The 19,134-nt window shown below is 59.7% G+C and carries 14 protein-coding genes; all 14 read left to right on the top strand.

Annotated elements, in window-relative coordinates; all coding sequences use genetic code 11:
• Positions 1-6 precede the first annotated feature (6 nt).
• The 14 genes from tssH to PMI21_RS28590 all read left to right on the top strand — a co-directional run bounded on the left by tssH (position 7) and on the right by PMI21_RS28590 (position 19,118).
• On the top strand, positions 7-2,655 hold the full coding sequence (gene tssH / locus PMI21_RS23910; RefSeq protein ID WP_007934547.1) for a type VI secretion system ATPase TssH: 2,649 nt from the start codon (positions 7-9) through the stop codon (positions 2,653-2,655).
• 10 nt (positions 2,656-2,665) lie between these two features.
• On the top strand, positions 2,666-4,183 hold the full coding sequence (locus PMI21_RS23905) for a sigma-54 interaction domain-containing protein (protein WP_007934548.1): 1,518 nt from the start codon (positions 2,666-2,668) through the stop codon (positions 4,181-4,183).
• Between the two features lie 93 nt (positions 4,184-4,276).
• Positions 4,277-4,417 (top strand): hypothetical protein, encoded by a 141-nt coding sequence (locus tag PMI21_RS23900; RefSeq protein ID WP_007894589.1) that lies wholly within the window; start codon positions 4,277-4,279, stop codon positions 4,415-4,417.
• A 17-nt stretch (positions 4,418-4,434) separates the two neighbouring features.
• Positions 4,435-5,631: a type VI secretion system-associated FHA domain protein TagH gene (gene tagH / locus PMI21_RS23895; protein WP_007934549.1), complete on the top strand. Its 1,197-nt coding sequence runs from the start codon at positions 4,435-4,437 to the stop codon at positions 5,629-5,631.
• A gap of 5 nt (positions 5,632-5,636) precedes the next feature.
• A complete protein-coding gene (gene tssJ / locus PMI21_RS23890; protein ID WP_007934550.1) occupies positions 5,637-6,137 on the top strand; it encodes a type VI secretion system lipoprotein TssJ in 501 nt (166 codons plus the stop codon).
• A 2-nt stretch (positions 6,138-6,139) separates the two neighbouring features.
• Entirely contained in the window at positions 6,140-7,471 is a 1,332-nt protein-coding gene (gene tssK, locus PMI21_RS23885; protein WP_007934551.1) for a type VI secretion system baseplate subunit TssK, read from the top strand.
• Between the two features lie 5 nt (positions 7,472-7,476).
• A complete protein-coding gene (gene icmH, locus PMI21_RS23880; protein WP_007934552.1) occupies positions 7,477-8,352 on the top strand; it encodes a type IVB secretion system protein IcmH/DotU in 876 nt (291 codons plus the stop codon).
• Between the two features lie 13 nt (positions 8,353-8,365).
• Positions 8,366-11,905 (top strand): type VI secretion system membrane subunit TssM, encoded by a 3,540-nt coding sequence (gene tssM, locus PMI21_RS23875; protein ID WP_007934554.1) that lies wholly within the window; start codon positions 8,366-8,368, stop codon positions 11,903-11,905.
• Positions 11,905-12,633 (top strand): PP2C family protein-serine/threonine phosphatase, encoded by a 729-nt coding sequence (locus tag PMI21_RS23870; protein WP_007934555.1) that lies wholly within the window; start codon positions 11,905-11,907, stop codon positions 12,631-12,633. Before tssM ends, PMI21_RS23870 begins: the two co-directional genes overlap by 1 nt.
• Positions 12,630-13,661 carry a serine/threonine-protein kinase gene (locus PMI21_RS23865; RefSeq protein ID WP_007934556.1) on the top strand — a complete coding sequence of 344 codons (1,032 nt, stop codon included), beginning with the start codon at positions 12,630-12,632 and terminating at the stop codon, positions 13,659-13,661. The genes PMI21_RS23870 and PMI21_RS23865 overlap by 4 nt, the downstream gene beginning before the upstream one ends.
• 28 nt (positions 13,662-13,689) lie before the next feature.
• Positions 13,690-15,726, top strand: coding sequence for a type VI secretion system Vgr family protein (locus PMI21_RS23860; protein WP_007934557.1), 2,037 nt, complete (start codon positions 13,690-13,692; stop codon positions 15,724-15,726).
• Between the two features lie 5 nt (positions 15,727-15,731).
• Complete coding sequence (locus PMI21_RS29425) at positions 15,732-15,932, top strand: hypothetical protein (protein WP_157214287.1); 201 nt, start codon at positions 15,732-15,734, stop codon at positions 15,930-15,932.
• Entirely contained in the window at positions 15,925-18,597 is a 2,673-nt protein-coding gene (locus PMI21_RS23855; protein WP_007934561.1) for a glycoside hydrolase family 19 protein, read from the top strand. The genes PMI21_RS29425 and PMI21_RS23855 overlap by 8 nt, the downstream gene beginning before the upstream one ends.
• 20 nt (positions 18,598-18,617) lie before the next feature.
• Positions 18,618-19,118: a hypothetical protein gene (locus tag PMI21_RS28590; RefSeq protein WP_238541196.1), complete on the top strand. Its 501-nt coding sequence runs from the start codon at positions 18,618-18,620 to the stop codon at positions 19,116-19,118.
• Positions 19,119-19,134 lie beyond the last annotated feature (16 nt).

The following is a 19,134-nucleotide window of genomic DNA, read 5'->3' on the forward strand; positions in this document are numbered from 1 at the left end:
TGACACATGATCAACGTAGACCTGCAACAACTTATCCAGGCGCTGGACGCCGAAACCCGTCGTGACCTGGAAAGTTCTGCCGAACGCTGCGTCGCCCGTGGCGGCAGCAAGATCCTCGTCGAAGACTTGCTGCTGGGCCTGCTGGAGCGCCCGCAAGGCCTGCTCGCACGGGCGTTGCAGGACGCTGAAGTGGACGCCGGCGAGCTGAGCGCCGCGCTGCAGTCGCGGGTCGAGCACAGCGCCTCGCGCAACCCGGTGTTCGCCCCGGAACTGGTGCAGTGGCTGCAAGATGCCTTGCTGGTGGCCAACCTCGAACTGGGCCAGAGCCAGGTCGAGCAGGCCGCGTTGATCCTCGCGCTGCTGCGCAACCCGATGCGCTATGCCGGCAGCCGTTATCAGTCGTTGCTGGCCAAGCTGAACATCGAGCGCCTGAAAGAATTCGCCCTGTCGCAGAAAGAACAACCGGCCACCGGCAAACCGGCGGTGCCCGGCGAATCGCTGCTGGAGCGCTTCACCCACAACCTGACCCAACAGGCCCGCGATGGCAAACTCGACCCGGTGCTGTGCCGCGATGGCGCGATCCGCCAGATGGTCGACATCCTCGCCCGTCGCCGCAAGAACAACCCGATCGTGGTCGGTGAAGCCGGCGTCGGTAAAACCGCGATCGTCGAAGGCCTGGCCTCGCGCATCGCAGCCGGTGAAGTGCCGCAAGTCTTGAAAGGCGTTGAGCTGCTGTCGCTGGACATGGGCCTGTTGCAGGCCGGCGCCAGCGTCAAAGGCGAGTTCGAACGTCGCCTCAAAGGCGTGATCGACGAAGTCAAAGCCTCGCCGAAACCGATCATCCTGTTCATCGACGAAGCCCACACCCTGATCGGCGCGGGCGGCAATGCCGGCGGTTCCGACGCGGCCAACCTGTTGAAACCGGCCCTGGCCCGTGGCGAGTTGCGCACCATCGCCGCCACCACCTGGGCGGAGTACAAAAAATACTTCGAGAAAGACCCGGCCCTGGCCCGTCGTTTCCAGCCGGTGCAATTGCATGAACCGACCGTCAGCGAAGCGGTGACCATCCTGCGTGGCCTGGCTCAGGTCTACGAGAAGAGCCACGGTATCTACCTGCGCGATGACGCGGTGGTTGCCGCGGCTGAGTTGTCCGCCCGTTACCTGGCGGGTCGTCAGCTGCCGGACAAGGCCGTCGACGTGCTCGACACCGCCTGCGCCCGGGTGCGCATCAGCCTCGCCGCCGCCCCGGAAAGCCTGGAACGCCTGCGTGGCGAACTGGCCGAAGGTGGCCGTCAGCGTCAGGCCCTGCGTCGTGACGCCGAAGCCGGTCTGCTGATCGATCACGAAGCGCTGGACGCTCTGGAAGATCGCCTGGCTGATGCCGAAGATGAAAAGGTCGCTCTGGAAACGCTGTGGATCGAGCAGAAAGACCTGGCCGAGCGCCTGCTGGACCTGCGTCAGCAACTGGCCAAGGCCCGCGAGGCCGCCGCCGTCGAACCGATCATCACGGTTGAAGAAGACGCCGAAGGCACCGTGATCGAAACGCTGTCGGTGGACGAAGCGCAAAGCGTTGAAACCCTGGAAGCCGCGCTCAACGAAACTCACAAAGCCCTGACAGAGCTTCAGGTCAAAGAACGTCTGGTGAGCTTCGAAGTCTGCCCGCGTCTGGTGGCCGAAGTGATCAGCGCCTGGACCGGTGTGCCATTGGCGCAACTGGCCCGCGAACACAACGCCAAGGTCGCAAGCTTCGCCACCGACCTGCGCACCCGTATTCGTGGTCAGGAGCAAGCGGTTCATGCCCTCGACCGTTCGATGCGCGCCACTGCCGCTGGCCTGAACAAGCCGGATGCGCCGGTCGGCGTGTTCCTGCTGGTCGGCCCGAGCGGCGTCGGCAAGACCGAAACCGCGCTGGCCCTCGCCGATTTGCTGTACGGCGGTGATCGTTTCATCACCACCATCAACATGTCCGAGTTCCAGGAGAAGCACACCGTGTCGCGTCTGATCGGTGCGCCGCCGGGCTACGTCGGTTACGGCGAAGGCGGCATGCTCACCGAAGCCGTGCGGCAGAAACCGTACTCGGTGGTGCTGCTCGATGAAGTCGAAAAAGCCGACCCGGACGTGCTCAACCTGTTCTACCAAATCTTCGACAAAGGCGTGGCCAACGACGGGGAAGGGCGCGAGATCGACTTCCGCAACACGCTGATCCTGATGACCTCGAACCTGGGCAGCGACCGCATCAGCGAACTCTGCGAAGACGGCGCGCGGCCGACCGCCGAAGTCCTCGAAGAAACCATTCGCCCGGTGCTCAGCAAACACTTCAAACCAGCGTTGCTGGCGCGCATGCGCGTGGTGCCTTACTACCCGGTGGGCGGTCCGGTGCTGCGCGAGCTGATCGAAATCAAACTCGGCCGTTTGGGCGAGCGCCTGAACCGTCGTCAGCTGGATTTCACGTATTGCCAGAACCTCGTCGATCACCTGGCCGAACGCTGCACCCAAAGCGACAGCGGCGCGCGCCTGATCGACCACTTGCTCGACCTGCATGTGCTGCCGCTGGTGGCCGACCGCTTGCTCGATGCGATGGCCACCGGTGAAAGCCTCAAGCGCGTGCATGCGACGCTCGACGGCAACGCCAGCGTGACGTGCGAGTTCGCCTGAGGTGGGTGTGATGTTCACTCAAGTGCCGCAACCGCTGGTCTATGCCGAAGCCTTGCTGGCGCAGTTCGCCAGCCTGTCGCGGGCGGCGGACAGCACTGTGCTGCTGGGTGACTTCGTGCGCGGCCTGGCCGAACTCAGCGGTTGCGAGCTGACGCAGTTGTACCTGCTGGACGCGACCCACACCTGCCTGGGGATGAACGCCGAGTGCCTGAACGGCGTTCTGCAACCCCGGGAAGGGACGAGCCTGCCGGCGGATTACAACGGTGAACAACTGCTGCAGTTCGCCCTGTGCCAGAACCGCGTGGTGTGCCTCAGCGAGCTGAGCGGCAGCCTGCACGAAACCAGTTTCCTGCCGCCCCAGGCCACGCCCTGGCAGTCGCTGCTGTGCGTGCCGCTGGTCAATCAGCAGAAGGCTGTCGAAGGTTTGCTGCTGTGCGCCAGTCGCCGGGAAATCGACCTGCAAGGCTTTGCCGATTCTCTCGGTCAACTGGGCTCGTTCGTGCTCGGTCAACTGCACTTGCTGCAGCGTTTGCGTCAGCCGACCGGTGATACACGCCCGGCACCGCTCAACGTCCCGAGCGCCAGCGGTTATGGACTGATCGGCAAGAGCACGGCCATGCGCCAGACCTATTCGCTGATCAGTAAAGTCCTGCACAGCCCGTACACCGTGCTGCTGCGCGGCGAGACCGGCACCGGCAAGGAAGTGGTCGCGCGGGCGATTCACGACTGCGGCCCGCGCCGGTCCCAGGCGTTCATCGTGCAGAACTGCGCGGCGTTCCCCGAGAACCTGCTGGAAAGCGAGCTGTTCGGCTACCGCAAAGGCGCCTTCACCGGTGCCGATCGCGACCGTGCCGGGCTGTTCGACGCGGCCAACGGCGGCACCTTGTTGCTCGATGAAATCGGCGACATGCCGCTGTCGCTGCAAGCCAAGTTGCTGCGGGTATTGCAGGAAGGCGAGATCCGTCCGCTGGGTTCCAACGACACCCACAAAATCGACGTGCGCATCATCGCCGCGACGCACCGCGATTTGTCGGTGCTGGTCAGCGAAGGCAAGTTCCGCGAGGATTTGTACTACCGCCTCGCGCAATTCCCGATCGAGCTGCCGGCGTTGCGTCAGCGCGAAGGCGACATCCTCGACCTGGCGCGGCACTTCGCCGACAAGGCTTGCGCGTTTCTGCAGCGGGATGCGGTGCGTTGGTCTGACGCGGCGCTGGATCACCTGTCCGGTTATACCTTCCCCGGCAACGTTCGCGAACTCAAGGGTTTGGTCGAGCGCGCAGTACTGCTGTGCGAGGGCGGCGAGTTGCTGGCCGAGCATTTTTCCCTGCGCATGGAAGCCATGCCGGAAGACAGCAGCCTGAACCTGCGCGAACGCCTGGAGCAGGTCGAACGCAGTCTGCTGCTCGACTGCCTGCGCAAAAACGACGGTAACCAGACCCTCGCCGCCCGCGAGCTCGGGCTGCCACGGCGCACGCTGCTGTACCGCCTCGGGCGCCTGAACATCAATTTGGGTGACTTTGATGGGTAGGCAAAAGACCTTCGAATTCGCCTCATTTGCTTCTAACAGCGCCGCCCGAAAGGGTCGGCGCTTTGTGCTTTGTCTACCTCTGGAGACCCTCTGATGCCTGTTCGTCACTGGCAAGCCGTCCTGCTGACCCTCGTCGTTCTATGCGGCCTCGGCGGCTGTAGCGGCAATTACAAATACAACGACAACACCTATCGCCCATTGGGTGATCCGCAGGCGGTCAATCGCGGCAAGTGACCGCAAGGAGCATCATCATGGAACTGGTTTTCGAAATGCTGAACACCAAGCAGTTCGTGCCCACGGATTTGTGCCAGAAGACCTTCAAACAGGCCGGTGGCGTGATCGGCCGGGGCGAGGATTGCGACTGGATCATCCCCGACCGCAAGCGTCACCTGTCCAACCACCACGCGGTGATCAGCTACCGCGAAGGCACGTTTTTCCTGACCGATACCAGCAGCAACGGTATCCAGGACAGCGAAAGCGGCGCGCGCCTGCGCAAGGGCGAGCCGATGCGCATTGAGCACGGCAGCGTGTATGTGCTGGGTGACTTCGAGATCCGTGCGCGGCTGGTGCGCGACCCGGCCACGTTCGACGTCGAAGTCGGCCGTCCGCAGGCCGCGGGCAGCATCATCCCGGACGACGCGTTTCTCGACCTCGATCCGCTCAATGCCCTCGACCAGCAAGAGCGCGTGTACTCGGAAATCGACGAACTGATCGCCCCGCGTGCGGTGCCTGAGGACACCCGTCAGCGCGCCGACTATGCGCGCATCGACATGGAAAGCCTGATGGTGCCGGAGCTGATCGCCGCCCCGGCAGAACCTGCGCCAGCTCCGCCGCCGAAAGCGGTGGAGCGTCAGAGCGAAGGTTTCTGGGAGCACTTCGGCGCGGCATTGGGCGTGGACCTCAAAGGTCTCGACCACGACGCGCGCGAAGCCCTGGCCCTGAATGCTGCGCGCCTGCTCAAGCAGAGCGTCGGCGGTTTGCAGCAGAGCCTGCGTACCCGCAGCGAGCTGAAGAACGAACTGCGCCTGGCCCAGACCACCGTGCAAGGCACCCAGAAGAACCCGTTGAAATTCGCCGTCGATGCCGGTGAAGCGCTGGGCATTCTGTTGCAGGGCTCCAAGCCGGGTCAGTTGCCGGCCGAGCAAGCGATCTCCCGTGCGTTCCGCGATTTGCAGGCGCATCAGGTGGCCTTGCTGACCGCCAGCCGCGCCGCCGTTCGCGGCACCCTGGAGCACTTCTCGCCGCAGCAGCTGACCCTGCGTTTCGAGCGCGACAACAAGCCGTTGCTCGCCACCTCCGGCAGCCGCTGGAGAGCTTACGGGCGTTATCACCAGGTTCTGCGTCAGGACGATGACTGGAGCGAGCGTCTGCTGGCCCGCGACTTCGCCCAGGCCTACGAAGAACAGATCCGCCTGATTTCCACCCTACACACCGACCACCAAGGATGATGCGCATGTCTCGCTGCTCGACCGCTTTTTTCAAGACGCTGACTGCGCTCGCTGCCTTGGTGCTGCTGGCCGGTTGCTCGTCGCTGTCGCCGTATTCCACCGTGACCAAACTCAACCTAAAGCTGACCGCCAGCGATCAGTTGAACCCGGACCTCAACGGGCGTCCGTCGCCGATCGTCGTGCGGCTGTTCGAGCTCAAGCACCCGGTGGCCTTCGAGAACGCGGATTTCTTCAGCCTCTACGAACGCGCCAAGGAGTCCCTGGCCCCGGACCTGGTGGCCAGCGAAGAGCTGGAACTGCGCCCGGGTGAAACCGTCGAGCTCAAGCTCAGTGTGGAAGAGGGCAGCCGTTACGTCGGCGTGCTCGCCGCCTACCGCGACCTGCCGGAAACCAAATGGCGCTACACCGTGCAAGTCACTCCGGTGCAAGTCACCGCGGCTGACCTGACCCTCGATCAGGCCGGCATCCGCAACACCCACGAAACGCTTGCCAAGGCGGATGACTGAACATGAATGCCCATAAAGTCATTTGGCAGGAAGGCATGCTGCTGCGTCCGCAGCACTTCCAGCACAACGATCGTTACTACGACCACCAGATGAAGACCCGCACCCAGTTGCTGGGCAGCTACACCTGGGGCTTCCTCAATCTGGAAATCGACTTGCAGTTCCTCAACATGGGCAAACTGGTGATCAGCCAGGCCTCGGGGATTCTGCCGGACGGCAGCCTGTTCGAACTGGGCGGCAACACCGAGCCGCTGGCCCTGGACGTGCCGCCGAACACCGGCAACACGCCGATCTATCTGGCGCTGCCATTGGTGACCGGTAACCACATCGAAGCCCGCCGCCCGGAGCAATCCGATGTGCTGGCGCGCTACACCGCGTACGAAGCGGAAGTCGCCGACTCCAACGCCGGTGACGACTCCGCCAGCCAGGTCAGCTGCGCCCGTCCGGACTTCCGCCTGTTGCTCGGTGAGCAGCAGAACGACCAGGCCTACGTGAAGCTGAAGATCTGCGAAGTGCTCGACACCACGCCCGACGGCGTGATCAGCCTCGACCCGGATTTCGTGCCGACCTACATTCAGGCGCATTCGTCCAGCTACCTGCTGTCGTGCCTCAAGGAGGTGATCAGCATGCTCGGCCACCGGGGCGACACTATCGCCGAGCGGATCCGCTCCAACGGTAAGGTCGGCGGCGCGGAAGTCGGCGACTTCATGATGCTGCAACTGATCAACCGTACCGAAATGCTGCTGCGCCATTACCTGGGCCTGGAACAGGTTCACCCGGAAGAGTTGTACCGCACGCTGCTGACCATGCTCGGCGATCTGGCGACGTTTTCCAGCGACAGCAAACGCCCGCGTCTGGACAGCCGTTACCAGCACAGCGATCAGGGCGCGAGCTTCCGCAAACTGATGGAAGCGATTCGTCAGGTGCTGTCGATGGTGCTCGAGCAGCACGCCATCGAACTGGTGCTGCAAGCGCGTCAGTACGGGATCATCGTGTCGCCGTTGCACGACCACAAACTGCTGGGCTCGGCCTCGTTCGTGCTCGCGGCCAGTGCCAACTGCGACTCCGAAGAACTGCGCCATCGCTTGCCGGCGCACCTCAAGGTCGGCCCGGTGGAGCGTATCCGCCAACTGGTCAACCTGCACCTGCCGGGCATCAAGGTCAAACCGTTGCCGGTGGCCCCACGGCAGATCGCGTTCCACTCCAACAAAACCTATTTCATCCTCGAACTCAGTTCCGAAGACCTGGCGCAACTCGAGCGCTCCGGCGGCTTCGCGTTCCACGTGTCCGGCGAATTCGCCGAGCTTGAACTGAAATTCTGGGCCATCAGGAACTGACCGACATGATCAAGGACATGGAACACAACCAGGACGACAAAACCGTCCTGCTCGACCGCCAGGGCCACGGCCCGGCATCGAGTCCGCTGACTGACTTCGCGGCACCGCCGCGTTTTGAACAGTTGGAAGAACGGATGATCTACGCCGCGCGTCTGCGCCCGGCCGAAGCGTTCAACATCAGCCTCAATTCGCTGGTGGCGGCGGCGTCCGAACTGCTGTCGGAAGTGGTGCGGCTCAAGCACAGCGACACCCGCGAAGACCTGTACGCGCTCAACGAGCGGCTGACCGCCGGTCTGAAGCTGTTTGAAGTGCGGGCGCTGCACAACGGCGCCGAAAGCAGCCAGGTGATGGCCGCCCGTTACGTGCTCTGCACCGTGGTCGACGAAGCTGTCGTGACCACGCCGTGGGGCAACGAAAGCGAGTGGTCGCAGATGAGCCTGCTCAGCAGCTTCCACAACGAAACCTTCGGTGGCGAGAAGTTCTTCCAGCTGCTGGATCGCCTGTCGAAAAACCCGGTCAAGCACCTGCCGATGCTGGAGCTGATGTACCTGTGCCTGTCCCTCGGCTTCGAAGGCAAGTACCGGGTGCAAGCGCGCGGGATGCTCGAACTCGAAGGCATCCGCGACGCCTTGTATCGGCAGATTCGTCAACTGCGCGGCGACGTGCCTCGCGAGTTGTCGCCGCATTGGGAAGGCTTGAACGATCAGCGTCGCAGCCTGGTGCGCATCGTGCCAGCGTGGATGGTGGTGCTGTTCACCGTGGTCTGCCTGGTGGTGATGTATTCGGGCTTCGCCTGGGTTCTGGGCGAACAACGCGAGACCGTTCTGCAACCTTATCAGCAGCTTGATCCGGCCACGGTTCAGCCGCAGTCGCAGCCGTAAACAGGGACGTGTGATGAAAAAGTTTTTCAAGAAAGTCGGCGCATTCCTGCGCCAGACCTGGGTCTGGACCCTGCTGCTGGTGCTGTTCGTCGCGCTGCTGGTGTGGTTCGTCGGGCCGCTGCTGGCGGTCAATGACTACAAGTTCTGGGAAGGTTCGACCTCCCGTTTGCTGACCATCAGTGTGCTGTTCCTGATCTGGGGCCTGACCATGGTCTTCGTCAGCTGGCGCGCCGGTGTGCGCAAAAAAGCTGTGGAAGCCACCGAAGATGGCCAGGACCGCATTCGCCGTGAAGAGCTGATCGACGAAGAAGAGAAAGAGTTGAAAGTGCGTTTCAAGGACGCCCTGAAAACCCTGAAGACGTCGAGCCTGTATCGCGGTCGCAGCGAACGCTGGCGCAGTGATTTGCCGTGGTACTTGCTGATCGGCCCGCAGGGCAGCGGCAAGACCAGCCTGCTGGACTTCTCGGGCCTGGAGTTTCCGATCAACAAGATCGACCGCAAACTCACCCGCGATACCCTCGGCACGCGGCACTGCGACTGGTACTTCGCCGACCACGGCGTATTGATCGACACCGCCGGGCGTTATCTGACCCAGCCGGATGCCGAAGTCGATGGCAGCGCCTGGAGCACCTTGCTTGACCTGCTGCGCAAGCGTCGCCGCAACCGTCCATTGAACGGCGTGTTGGTGACCATTCCGGTGGAAACCCTGCTGGGCGGCAGCGAGCAGGACCTCGAAACCCTGGCCCGCCAGGTGCGTGCGCGTCTGCAAGACGTGCATCAGAAACTGCACGTCGATGTGCCGATTTATCTGGTGTTGAGCAAGGCCGATCGCCTGCTCGGTTTCGACGAGTTCTTCGATCAACTGACCCGCGAAGAAAGCGATCAGGTCCTCGGCACCAGCTTCCGCAAAGAGCAGAGCGGCACCGATGTGGCCGTGCTGCGCGCCGAGTTCGAAGAGCTGCTGCGTCGCCTCAACAGCCAGGTGATCATGCGCATGCACCAGGAGCGCGACACCCAGCGCCGTGGCCGCATCCTCGACTTCCCGCATCAACTGGGGCAGATCGGCGAGCGCCTGTGCTTGTTCGTCGACCTGGCGTTCACCGGCAACCGCTACCAGCGTGTCAGCCAGTTGCGCGGTTTCTACCTGACCAGCGCACCGCACCTGACTCAAGAGATGGACCAGACCACCGCCGGCATCGGCGCCAGTCTGGGCATGAGCGCCGGCATGCTGCCGACCCTGCGCAGCGGCCGTTCGCGGTTCATTCACCATTTGCTCAGCCGGGTAATTTTCCCCGAGGCCGATCTGGCCGGTCTGGACAAGCGCGAGCGCAGCCGCATCCATTGGGGCCAACGTGCCCTGTATGTGGGCGCGCTGGCGGCATTGGGGCTGTTCGGCATGCTCTGGGCGGGCGGTTTCTCGGCCAACTATGAGCGTCTGGAAAACCTGCGTTCCCTGGCACAAAACTGGACTCAACAACGCTCGGCCCTGACTGCGCGTGATGACTCCATGGCGGTGCTCAAGACCCTCGACACCAGCTACGCGGCGACGCAGGTGTTCCCGAACAAAGGCGACGTGTCGTACCACGAACGTGGTGGCCTGTACCAAGGCGAAGACGCCAATCCGGTGGTCAAGAGTGCCTATGAGCGTGAGCTTGAAGCGCAATTGCTGCCACGGGTTGCGACGCTGCTGGAAGGGCAGATCCGCGCCAACATGAAGGACCGCGAACGCCTGCTCAACAGCTTGCGCGCGTACCTGATGCTGAACATGAAAGATCGCCGCGATGCGGCATGGCTCAAGGATTGGGTCGCCACTGACTGGTCCCTGCGCTACGCCGGCAACACCGCCGTGCAGAACGGCTTGAACACCCACTTCGAGCGTTTGCTCAAGCAGCCGTTTATCTATCCGCTCAACGATCAACTGGTGGCGCAGGCGCGTCAGGTGCTGCGCAGCGAGTCGCTGGCCAACGTGGTTTACCGGATGCTGCGCGAGCAGGCTCGCAACCTGCCGGAATACCGCTTGAGCCAACATATCGGCCCGCAGGGTTCGTTGTTTGTCGGCACCGATTACGTGATTCCGGGGTTCTACACCCAGCAAGGCTATCAGCAGTATTTCTCGGTCCAGGGTTCGGCGCTAGTCACCGATATCCTGCGTGACAACTGGGTGCTGGGTGAAGGCTCGGGCATCAGCGGCATGGACTTGCGTCGCTTGATGGTTGAACTGGAGCAATTGTACTTCCGCGACTACGCCAACTTCTGGAGCGAAGCCGTGGGCCAGGTGGCACTGCCCGCGATCAGCGATTTCAGTGAGGGTGCCGAGCAACTGGCGGGCCTGACGTCGGCCAACTCCCCGGTGCTGCAACTGCTGGTGGAAGTGCGCGAGAACACCCGGTTCCCGGTGGAAGCCGAACCGGTTGATGAAGCTGCGGATGCCGCTGCAAAACTGGGCGAGCAGAAGGGCAAGCTCGGCAAGTTGGGCAAACTGGCGTCGGCCGCAGCGGATGCAGCGTCTGACATGGCCGCGACCAAAAACCTGCCAGACACCGCGAAGAAATCCCTGCAACGTCGCTTCGAACCGCTGCACCGCTTGCTGGATGACAACAACGGCCCGGCCGCTGATTTGACTCCGGCCCTGCAAGCACTCAACGACCTGCAAATGCAAATGGCAAGCCTGGCCCGCGCCAGCGCGCCGGAGCAGGCCGCGTTCGAAATGGCCAAGACCCGCATGAGCGGCCAGCGTGATGCGCTGAGCAATCTGCGCAATGCGTCGAACCGTCTGCCGCGTCCGGTGAGTGTGTGGTTCAACGTACTGGCCGAAGACACCTGGCGTCTGGTGCTCAACGATTCCTACCAGTACCTGAACCAGCGTTATCAGAGCGAGCTGTACAGCTTCTACGGCAAGGCGATCAACAAGCGTTACCCGTTCAGCGCCCACAGCACCAGCGACGTCGCGATCAGCGACTTCCGCGAGTTCTTCAAGGCCCAGGGCATCGCCGATCGGTTCTTTGATACCTACATGCGTCCATTCGTCAGTGGCGATCCGGGCAACTACCGCCTGCGCAGCATCGACGGTCACAGCATGCCGATCTCCAAGGTCTACCTCGACCAGATGGCCGCGGCACAAGTGATCCGCCAGAGCTTCTTCGCCATCAACCCGGCCGAGCCGCAAGTGCAGTTCAAACTGGAGCCGTACACCCTCGACCCGGCGGTCAGCCGTTCCGAGTTCAAGTTTGGCGACAAGACCATTGAATACCGTCACGGCCCGATCGTGCCGGTGTCGTTCAAATGGCCGACCGACGCTGAAGACGGTCGCACCAGCCTGGTCCTCGACAAAATGGCCGGCCGCCCGATCGGTATCGAGAAGAACACCGGCCCATGGTCGCTGTTCCGTCTGTTCGACCTGATGCAGACCGAGTACCTGACCGGTCGCGACGTGCTGGTGCTCAAGGCTGACGTGGGTGGCCTGCGCGCCAACTACTTGCTGTCGAGCCAGCGCACGCCTAACCCGTTCGACATGGGCGTGCTGCGTACCTTCCGTATGCCGGTGCAGCTCTGATGCTGGTTGCCAGTCCCTGGCGCAGCGCTGCGCGTACCGATCCGGGCAAGGTTCGGGCGCGCAACGAAGATGCTTTTCTCGACTGTCCACAGCAGGGGCTGTGGGTGGTCGCGGACGGCATGGGCGGTCATCAGGGTGGCGACATCGCCAGCCAGTTGATCGTCGCCAGCCTGGCGGAATTGCCGGTGCAGGACGACTTCGACGAACGACTCAAAGGCATACGCCAGTGCCTGCACTGGCTCAACCGCCGCTTGGGTCAGGAGTTGACCGTCACCGCCGGGCGTCACGACAGCATCATGGGCAGCACCGTGGTGGCGCTGCTGGTGGAAGGCAATCGTGCGGCCTGCATCTGGGCCGGCGACAGCCGTTGCTACCTGTGGCGCGGCCAGCGCTTGTATCAGCTGTCCAAGGACCATTCGCTGCAACAACAACTGATCGACGAACAAAACATGAGCGTCGAGCAAGCCAAGGCCCATCCTGCCGCCCACGCCCTGACCCGCGCGGTCGGGGCCAGCGAGCAGCTGACCCTGGATGTGCTCGAACTCGAGGTCTATCCCGGCGATGCGTTTCTGTTGTGCAGCGACGGTTTGTATCAAGGGCTCAGCAGCGATGCCCTGGGCAACGCCCTGAGCCTGACCGCGCCGCACGTTGCGCTGGAGCGTCTGTTCGACGGTGCTCTGCGTGGCTCGGCCCGGGATAACCTGACTGCCGTGGTGATCCGCCAATGACTGAACTCATGCCACCGATCGACGACCTGCTGGTGACCGAGGAAGAAGCCAATAACCTGACTTACTTCGCCTTCGCCACGCCGCTAAACGGAAAGCCGCTAAACGGAAAACCGCATCAGGCCGAGCCTGCGCTGGCGCCGACCAAGGCCAGTATCGGTGAACTGCCCGACGTGCTGGCAGGCCGTTACCGCATCGAGCGCCTGCTCGGTGCCGGTGGCATGGGAGCGGTTTACCGTGCACGGGATCTGCTGCGCGAACAGTTTGGCGATCCCGACCCTTACATTGCGCTGAAAATCCTCAGCGAAGAATTTGCCGAATCGCCGGACGCCAGTGCCTTGCTCTACAGCGAGTTCACCCTGACCCGACGACTGCGCCACGACAACGTGCTGCGTTTGCACACCTTTGAAGTGGACACCGACTGCCAGCGTGCCTTCATCACCATGGAACTCATGCGTGGGCTGACCCTGGACAAATTACTCTGCGAGCGGCCCCTGGGCCTGCCGTGGAAAGAACTGCGCGACATCGCGCTGCCGCTGCTCGACGCGTTGGCCTACACCCACGCTCGTGGCGTGCTGCACGGTGACATGAAGCCGAGCAACGTCATGCTCAGTGAAGAAGGCGTGCGCCTGTTCGACTTCGGCCTCGGCCAGGCAGAAGAGGGCATCTTGCCCGGCCTGCCACACCTGAGCCGCGATCGTTTCAACGCCTGGACCCCCGGCTACGCCGCCCCCGAACTGCTCGAAGGCCAGCCACTCTCGGCCAGCGCGGACGTGTACGGCGTGGCCTGCGTGCTCTACGAATTGGCGGGCGGCAAACACCCGTTCCGCCGCTTGCCGTCGACCGAGGCCCGCGACGGCCACCTCGACCGCGAGCTGCACGCACCTCGAAATTTACCCAAACACTGCTGGCCAGCCCTGCGAACAGCGCTGGCTTTCGATGCGGCCAAGCGCACCATCACCGCCGCCCAATTGCGTGACGCCATGGGCGCCACTTCGTCTTTGCTGCAACGCCTGCGACTGCGGGCGTAACGGATGACTACCGAACAGGGAGCATGCAATGTTCAACTCAGCTAACGAAACGCACTTCAGCCTCACAGTCGAAGACTACGCCGGCGACCTGCAAGTGCTGTCGTTCACCGGCACCGAAGGCATCAGCCAGCCGTATCGTTTCGACCTGGAACTGGTCAGCGAAAACCCGGATCTGGACCTGGAAAAGCTCCTGCACAAACAGGCGTTCCTCGCATTCGACCCGAAAGGCAGCGGCATCCACGGCCAGATCTACCGCGTCGCCCAAGGCGATGCCGGCAAGCGCCTGACCCGCTACAAAGTCTCCCTGGTGCCGCACCTGCAATACCTGCATCACCGCACCAACCAGCGCATCTACCAGCAGATGTCTGCGCCGAAAATCATCGCGCTGATCCTCGAAGAACACGGCATCAAGGGCAACGCCTACCGCTTCCAGCTGAGCACCCCGTGCCCGGACCGCGACTACTGCGTGCAATACGACGAAACCGACCTGCACTTCGTCCAGCGCCTGTGCGAAGAAGAAGGTATTCACTACCACTTCCAGCACAGCGAAAAAGCCCACCTGCTGGTGTTCGGTGACGACCAGACCGTGTTCCCGAAACTCGGCCAGCCCACCGCCTACGTCCAAGGCAGCGGCATGGTCGCCGACGAACCGGTGATCAAAGGCTTCAAACTGCGCCTGGAAACCCGCACCGGCCGCGTCACCCGTCGCGACTACGACTTCGAAAAGCCCAACCTGCGACTTGAAGCGGCGTACAAACCCGACGGCGAAAGCACCGAACCGGACCTCGAAGACTACGACTACCCCGGTCGCTTCCTCGACCGCGCCCGCGGCAAATTCCTCAGCCAACGCGCCCTCGAACGCCACCGCGCCGACTACCAGCAAGCCGAAGGCCATGGCGACCAGACCACCCTCGTCAGCGGCCACTTCCTGGAAATCTCCGACCACCCGCGCACCGAGTGGAACGACCTGTGGCTGCTCACCGAAGTCGTCCACGAAGGCAAACAGCCGCAAGTGCTCGAAGAGGCGGTGACCAGCGACACCACCGACAACAAGGACGACTTCCACCAGGGCTACCGCAACCGCTTCCTCGCCACCCCGTGGGCCGTGTTCTACCGCCCGGCCCTGGAACACCCCAAACCCCGCGTCCTCGGCAGCCAGACCGCCATGGTCACCGGCCCCAAAGGCGAAGAAATCCACTGCGACCAATACGGCCGCATCAAAGTGCAATTCCACTGGGACCGCGAAGGTCTGGCCGACGACAAAACCAGCTGCTGGATGCGCGTCTCATCGAGCTGGGCCGGCGACCGCTACGGCGCCATCGCCATCCCACGCATCGGCATGGAAGTCCTCGTCACCTTCCTCGAAGGCGACCCCGACCAACCGCTGGTGACCGGTTGCCTGTACCACAAGGAAAACCAGGTTCCCTACGACCTGCCGGCGAACAAAACCCGCACCGTATTCAAAACCCTCAGCTCACCGGGGGGCGGCGGGTACAACGAACTGCGGATTGAAGACAAGAAAGGCGCCGAACAGATCTTCATCCATGCCCAGCGAGATTGGGATGAAAACATCGAGCACGACCAGAAGATTCGTGTGGGCAACGAACGCCACGATACGGTGGTGAAGAACACCTACACCGAGCTGAAGGCCGAAGAACACCGCACCACCAGCGCCGACCGCAAGACTGAAGCGCGGATGGACGACCACCTGACGATTGGGCAGAACCAGCACATCAAGCTTGGAACTGCGCAGCTGACCAGTGCCGGGAAGGAAATACACCTCAAGGCTGGGGACAAGATTGTTATCGAGGCTGGGATGGAGCTCACGGTTAAGGCCGGTGGGAGTTTTATCAAGCTTGATGCGGGTGGTGTGACGGTTGTTGGGCCGGTGGTGAAGATTAATGCTGGCGGGTCGGCGGGGAGTGGGACCGGGATTGGGATTAAGCCGCCGGTACTGCCGGGGGCGGCGGATAAGGATAAGGCGGGGAGTTTGATGGATCAGGCGTTGGGGAATGCGGTGCCTGAGAAGGTTAAACCGAAGGCTTTTTTTGTGTTTTCTGAGTGATCGACATGAATGGTGTTTTGAAGAAAAAGATAGACACGGGGGCAGAAATTTTCACCGCACTCCCGATGGCATTTTCGGCCAGTGCTCAAGTGCAATCGCGAATCACAACTTCAGCAGTAAAGCCGTCGATATTGCGGGCCACCGAACAAGAAGGGGTTGAGTCAAAGAACTCAACTGTAAATTTGCAGGAAGCAAAGAATGACTGACTCATCTAACCAAAACTCCACTGCGCCGGCAGTCTCTCCGACGATTAAATTTGAATTCCCCATCAGAAACTCCGATGGGAAACAGTTTAAGGATGCCGAAGAAATTTATAAGGCCATCGAAAATGAGAAGTCAGGTCACTATCTGCTGGGAAGTAATAAGTTTTGGCATGGCGGTATCCATATTAGCGACTTGAGTGCTCCTCAATGTGTTCTCCATGAGCCTGTACGCTGTATAGCCGATGGTGAGGTGGTGGCTTATCGCTTGAGTAAAGACTACTTGACTTCAAGTTTCGGTGAGGGCGAAGGCGCTAAATCTCTGAAATACACCAATTCGTTCTGCTTGGTACGTCACGAATATGAGTCACCGCCGAATCCCGAAGTAGGTGCGAACAAGGATAAGCAGAACAAGCTGACCTTTTACAGTCTTTACATGCATTTGTTACCGTTTGAACGGTATCCGTTGTCGCCTGAAGAAACACCTAATCAAAAAATCAAAATGATCGCCGGAGGTTTTACTGCACGTAGCGACGCCAAGGGTGAGCCGGGTTGCCACACTTACGGAGCGATTGCTACCGGCACTGAGTTTGAGATCCTCGATAAAAAGGGCACTGACGAGGTTTATGCCAAGGGCAAAATTCTTAAGGGGAGTGTGGTAGGCCGTTCTGTAGGTCAAGAGGTGTGGTTTGCCTACAAAAAAAATGGCGAGGTGTATCCCCGCTCCGCAGGTGGTGGTGCCAGTTGGTTCGAGATTTTACCTCCGCAACGAGGCAGACCGAATTATTGGCACGGTAAAGTGAAGGCTACAGTGGGGCCCAGACCGTTACCTCTTTTCAACGCTCCAGCATCACCTACCAATCAACAAAACGCAGGTACTCCTATCGGCTCGATGGCACTGGTAGCCAGCAGTGTTGTTGCGTTCGATAGTGAGAAGGTGGTCAATCTTAACGTCGCCGGAAGTCTTAGGCGTATGGCTGAATGCACACTCATTAGCGGTGGGTTGGGAGGGGAAGGAACGGCTCCTCCAACGTTCTGGGCTTGTGTTGAAAATGAACTTCCAGAACCTACGATGCGGTGGGACACGGTAACACCCGCTGATGAGACTTTTAAAGAAGTCATTCTCACGAGTATCGGTATCAAGGCAGGGGATCCCATCGGGTACCTCGGCCTAATGGAAAACCTTGCGGATGAGAGTGGTGAAGTAACTCGTAAGCACCAAGTCCACATTGAGGTTTTTACAGCTGATCCAAAAATAGAAGAGTTCCTACAGAACCTGGCTGGACTGACAACCGGGAAGCAGTTTCTGCGTTTGCCCGCGAATACAGAATTGACTAAAAAAGCTCCTCAGACGGGAACCGTTAAGTTGTTGAAGGAGCATATCGTTGAACTGAGTAAGGCACCAATATTCAAAGATCCTGCTGAATGGTATGAGCCCAAAGTTGAGGAGGATGGTCAAAACAAAACAGGCCTGATCGCAAAAGCTAATGCGGAGATAATCACTCAGCACGACTTGGAAAAACTTGGCTTCCGGATCGTAAAAGAGTCGAGTACTGGTGCAGATGGCTTCCTTGATCCGGATGACATGCCTGAGTTTTTTAAGGGCTTGTACAGCGATCTGGATAGACTTGGAAATGCTGACGGGAAAGTCACGCCAGAAGACTTTCCTAAGGCTCTGCAAAATGCTGAGTTAAGATCTCATTGGTCGAAGCTGATCGCCTATCACCCGACTGAGTGGAAGGACAAATCCGGCGAGGCGAAGTGGGGCAGATTGGCGCAAATTCTGGAAGACTCACCGAAATCACTTATGCATGAGAAGGCTCGCATAGATGAGCTCGTATTCTGGAGCAAACTATCTGGCAAAGCTGAGGTTCCTGCTGATGGGATGGTTTGTCATTTTCATCCGATAGAGTTTATTGAATATATAAAAATAAAACCAAAGTTTGAATTTACTTTGGATATGATGAAGAAAGTCTATCCGTTAATTGATTCATCTAAATATGGTGATCTTCAGGCGGTAGCGAATGAGCTTAATGCGCACATTGATTTCTTTAAACTTGATACCCCGCTGCGCAGAAGTCATTTTTTTGCCCAGGTAATGCAAGAAACAGGCCCGCTGTTTAGTGTTGAAGAAAGCTTTCTATGGAAGGCGTCTTCACTAATAGCAACCTTCACGTACTTTTCAAATAATCCCAGTGCGGCTCATGCACATGGGTATCAAACTACAAAGCCAATAAAAGCTGATGGTACCGCAGTAACACAGGCTGACTACGAAGCGGTTGCTAATGGCGCGTATGGTGGTCGAGCGCAACTTGGGAACGGAAATTATGCAAGTGGTGACGGTTGGAAGTATCGCGGTCGAGGGCTTAAGCAGTTAACGGGAAGAGCAAATTACCGAGACTTTACAACTTGGTATCGAAGCAATTCAGATCAATGGCCAAATGAAGAGCACGATTTCGAGGCGTCACCTGATTTTTTGATACAAATGAAATACGCTGTGCGTTCAGCGTGTTACTTTTGGGTAGACCATAATTTGCACGAAAGGGCGGATGGAGGGCCAACAGATGCAGTGGTAGATTTGATTACGGATGTGGTGAATCTAAGCACAAATAGTCGGCCGGAAAGGAAAGCTAATTTCAAAAGAATTTGGGATGGGGAATACTTTAAATGAATGCATGTGCAGGGTGGGTTATGTCTAAAAAAAACAGCATTAAGCTTTCATTTATGCTTTTTGTATTTAATTTTTTTGTATCCTCGGCGTTTGCAGGGGAAACGGATGTTACTTTGTGTGAGACTCATGAGGATATTTATTTCAGTTGTCCACTTCCTGGTGGGAAAATTGTATCGGTATGTGCTTCTAATAATGATAAGCCGAGTTCGGGTTATGTGCAGTATAGATATGGTGCGCCGGAAAAGATTGAACTTGTGTACCCCCAGAGCAAAGTTCCTCCAGAAGGTCGATTCTATGTTGTAAATGCTTCAGAGGGGAGCGTAAACTTAAATATAATTAAGTTTTATAATGGAAGGTACACATATCTTGTTGCACAAGCCTTTAAGAGTTTTTTGACGGTTTTAAAAGATGACAAACTTGCTCTTCGGAAGTCATGCGAGAGGGGTAGTTACTCATTCATTAATCGAAAGGCATTAAAAGGTATTGAGGAACTTCCGAAAAGCGCTGAAGATTTTAGGTAGTTGTTAATGTAAACAG

It is taken from the genome of Pseudomonas sp. GM18, from assembly GCF_000282195.1.
Classification (GTDB): domain Bacteria; phylum Pseudomonadota; class Gammaproteobacteria; order Pseudomonadales; family Pseudomonadaceae; genus Aquipseudomonas.

Coding starts and splice junctions, on each gene's coding strand:
- tssH (WP_007934547.1), top strand. CDS start 7: ATGATCAACGTAGACCTGCAACAACTTATCCAGGCGCTGGACGCCGAA.
- PMI21_RS23905 (WP_007934548.1), top strand. CDS start 2,666: ATGTTCACTCAAGTGCCGCAACCGCTGGTCTATGCCGAAGCCTTGCTG.
- PMI21_RS23900 (WP_007894589.1), top strand. CDS start 4,277: ATGCCTGTTCGTCACTGGCAAGCCGTCCTGCTGACCCTCGTCGTTCTA.
- tagH (WP_007934549.1), top strand. CDS start 4,435: ATGGAACTGGTTTTCGAAATGCTGAACACCAAGCAGTTCGTGCCCACG.
- tssJ (WP_007934550.1), top strand. CDS start 5,637: ATGTCTCGCTGCTCGACCGCTTTTTTCAAGACGCTGACTGCGCTCGCT.
- tssK (WP_007934551.1), top strand. CDS start 6,140: ATGAATGCCCATAAAGTCATTTGGCAGGAAGGCATGCTGCTGCGTCCG.
- icmH (WP_007934552.1), top strand. CDS start 7,477: ATGATCAAGGACATGGAACACAACCAGGACGACAAAACCGTCCTGCTC.
- tssM (WP_007934554.1), top strand. CDS start 8,366: ATGAAAAAGTTTTTCAAGAAAGTCGGCGCATTCCTGCGCCAGACCTGG.
- PMI21_RS23870 (WP_007934555.1), top strand. CDS start 11,905: ATGCTGGTTGCCAGTCCCTGGCGCAGCGCTGCGCGTACCGATCCGGGC.
- PMI21_RS23865 (WP_007934556.1), top strand. CDS start 12,630: ATGACTGAACTCATGCCACCGATCGACGACCTGCTGGTGACCGAGGAA.
- PMI21_RS23860 (WP_007934557.1), top strand. CDS start 13,690: ATGTTCAACTCAGCTAACGAAACGCACTTCAGCCTCACAGTCGAAGAC.
- PMI21_RS29425 (WP_157214287.1), top strand. CDS start 15,732: ATGAATGGTGTTTTGAAGAAAAAGATAGACACGGGGGCAGAAATTTTC.
- PMI21_RS23855 (WP_007934561.1), top strand. CDS start 15,925: ATGACTGACTCATCTAACCAAAACTCCACTGCGCCGGCAGTCTCTCCG.
- PMI21_RS28590 (WP_238541196.1), top strand. CDS start 18,618: ATGTCTAAAAAAAACAGCATTAAGCTTTCATTTATGCTTTTTGTATTT.